4 protein-coding genes are annotated in these 2,468 nt (G+C 68.9%); 2 read left to right on the plus strand and 2 right to left on the minus strand.

Going from position 1 to position 2,468, the window contains the following annotated elements; translation table 11 throughout:
- Positions 1 to 339 precede the first annotated feature (339 nt).
- Positions 340 to 552, plus strand: a complete 213-nt coding sequence (locus D7W79_RS41045) for a hypothetical protein (protein ID WP_120530622.1) — start codon at positions 340 to 342, stop codon at positions 550 to 552.
- 47 nt (positions 553 to 599) lie between these two features.
- A complete protein-coding gene (locus D7W79_RS41050) occupies positions 600 to 794 on the plus strand; it encodes a hypothetical protein (RefSeq protein WP_120530623.1) in 195 nt (64 codons plus the stop codon).
- Positions 795 to 841: 47 nt separating this feature from the next.
- On the opposite strand, the gene D7W79_RS45550 is transcribed toward D7W79_RS41050, so the two are convergent.
- Both D7W79_RS45550 and D7W79_RS41060 read right to left on the minus strand, forming a co-directional pair.
- A complete protein-coding gene (locus D7W79_RS45550; protein ID WP_244222258.1) occupies positions 842 to 1,660 on the minus strand; it encodes a c-type cytochrome in 819 nt (272 codons plus the stop codon).
- Between the two features lie 23 nt (positions 1,661 to 1,683).
- Positions 1,684 to 2,468: metallophosphoesterase family protein (locus D7W79_RS41060; protein WP_120530624.1), on the minus strand; the 785-nt coding region annotated here is incomplete at its 5' end.

Here is a 2,468-nt window from a genome sequence, read left to right on the forward strand (position 1 = left end):
TCCGGCAGCAGCTCCGTCAGACGCGGCGCGCGCTCCAGCAGGCCACTGGGGTCCGTGACAGGGGTGAGGGACATGGGCCCGCATTCAACCGGGTGCTGACGGGGTGGAAGCAAGCCCCCGAGCCGTGAATCCCGTCAGGCCACTGACCAAGGCACCCGCGCCATCGACCTCGTGAGGGACTCCCTCCTCGTCGCGCCAGACCCTCGGCCCCCCACGCCGCCCGCCACGGTCCTCCAAACCTGTCCGACTGTCGGACAGGTTCGTGCGGTGTGCATCTGGAGGGGGGTGGCTCCCCTTTGCCTTGAATCCCATCAGGCCCCGGCCCGAAGCTCCCCCGCCATGGATGCCTTCGACCTCGTGATCATCTCCGTCATCGTCGCGCTCGGGCTGGGGCGCTTCCTCGTGATGCGCGACCAGCGCCGCGCGCCGCCGCCGGAGGACTCGGCCCCCCGCAAGCCGACGCCGCAGCGCATCGCCGGGCGCGTCCTGCTGGGGTACGCCTACGCGATGGCGCTGTTCCTCGTGGTCCGCTTCCTCATCAGCCGGATGTGAATGGGCTGGCTTGCGTCCCCGTCCGAGCGCGCTTGATGCTTTCCCCCATGAACGCATGGCTCGTGTCGGGGGCGGTGTCCTTCGCGCTGGGGACGTACCTGCGCCGCCGGGATGAACGCGGCCCCACGGGGGGCGTCATCGACCGGCGGCGCCTGACGCCGCTCCAGGTCTTCTACAGCCTGCTGCTCGCGTATCCGTTCTGCGCGGCCTACACGGCCCTGGACCTGTACCTGGGCCCCTGAGCGCACATAGCGCCCCGGGGCCCCATGAGCGCCAGCGCCGCGCGCCGTCAGTGCTTGCCGTACTCCAGCTTCACGCCCTTGCGCTGCGCGTAGATGTACGCCTCCATCGCGCGCATCTTCGGGTCGCCGTCCGCCAGCGGCTTGCCGCGCACCGGGTTCTCGATGCACCAGTTGATCATGTCGCGCAGCAGCGCCACGCGGCCCAGCTGCACCTGGTACTTCGGGTAGGTCTCCGGGTGGGTGTTGGCGCCGTCCGGATGGCACATGTCGCACGACACGCCCACCGTGCCGCCCAGCGCCTCCGCGTCGTGGAACACGCGGTGGCCCTCCTTCACGGCCGCCTGCACGGAGTCCGCCCACACCTGCTCGTCGCGCTCGGAGTAGGCGCCGTAGGTGTGGCCCGTCTGCACGTTGGCCTTCTGCTGCTGGGGCACCGCGCTCGCGCCCGTCTGCGCGCCCACACCGCCCTGGCGCACGTCGTTGCCGGAGGGCTTCGCGCCGGGGTTCGGCTGGGGCGCGGGCGGCGGGTTCTTCTTCGTGGCCGGGGGCGCGGCCTGCGCCAGCACCGGGCCGGGCACGTCGTCCCAGTTCGCGTCCGGGTTCTTCTTGCGCCAGTCGTCCATCAGCTTCGCGGTGGCGTTGATGGCCTGGGCGCGCGTGAGCTTCTGGCCGTCCTTCACGCCGGGCACTTCCATGGACGTCTCACCGTCGCACAGGCCCAGCACCAGGTTGCCGTCCTTGGACGCGGGCAGGACGTGCTTGGGCAGCGGCTCCGGCTTCGAGTCCGGAGACGTGGCGAGCGCCACGCCGCCGGCGAAGGACAGGGCCGCGCACGGGACCACGAGCAGCTTCATTCGAAGGTTCATGGGAGGGATTTCCTCTTCCGGTCCTAGTAGGTGGGCAGCTTGGGCTTGGGGGGCGAGGCCTGCTTGCCGCTGGAGCCCAGGTAGCTGGCGCGCACGGTGATGGGGTCGCGCTGCCAGAGGTTGTAGAGCTTGTCCACGAGCCCCGACTCCAGCACGTCCATGCGCCCGTCTCCGCAGCCGTCGAACTGGCTGAACGGATCCGCGCGGTTCATGGGCACCGTGAGCGTGGGCAGACCTTCGGGCGCATACGGCCACGGCCACGCGGTGGACAGCATCCCGTGGAAGGAGATGTTGCCAATGCGGTTGCTGAGCAACTGGTGCGTGTGGCCGTGGATGACGGTGACCTTCTCGTACGGCTTGAGGAGGGCCTGCACCTCGTCCGCGTCGTCGGTCCAGAAGTTCCAGGGCTTGTAGTACTTGTAGAGCGGCGAGTGGCTGAAGACGATGAGCGGCGTGTTCTTGGCCACCTTGGCCAGGTCGTTCTGGAGCCACTGGCGCTGCTCGGCGCCCACTTCGAAGCGGGACTGGATGCCATTGTCCAGGCCAGCGACGATCTTCATGCGCTCCATGGGAGACAGCTTCCGCTCCGTCCAGAAGTCCTTCTCGTGGATGGAGTTGAGCACCACGAAGTGCACGCCCTTGTGGTCGAAGGAGTAGTTGGGCGCGCCGAACAGGTCGCGCCACAGCTCGCCCATGTCCAGGAACCAGTCGTGCTCGCCCACCATCATCTTGATGGGGGCCTTCACGGACTTGAGGATTTGAGCGCCCAGCTTGAGCTCACCGGCCTGGCCCAGCTGGGCGAGGTCAC

Origin of the sequence: Corallococcus exercitus (assembly GCF_003611585.1) — a bacterium.
Classification (GTDB): domain Bacteria; phylum Myxococcota; class Myxococcia; order Myxococcales; family Myxococcaceae; genus Corallococcus; species Corallococcus exercitus.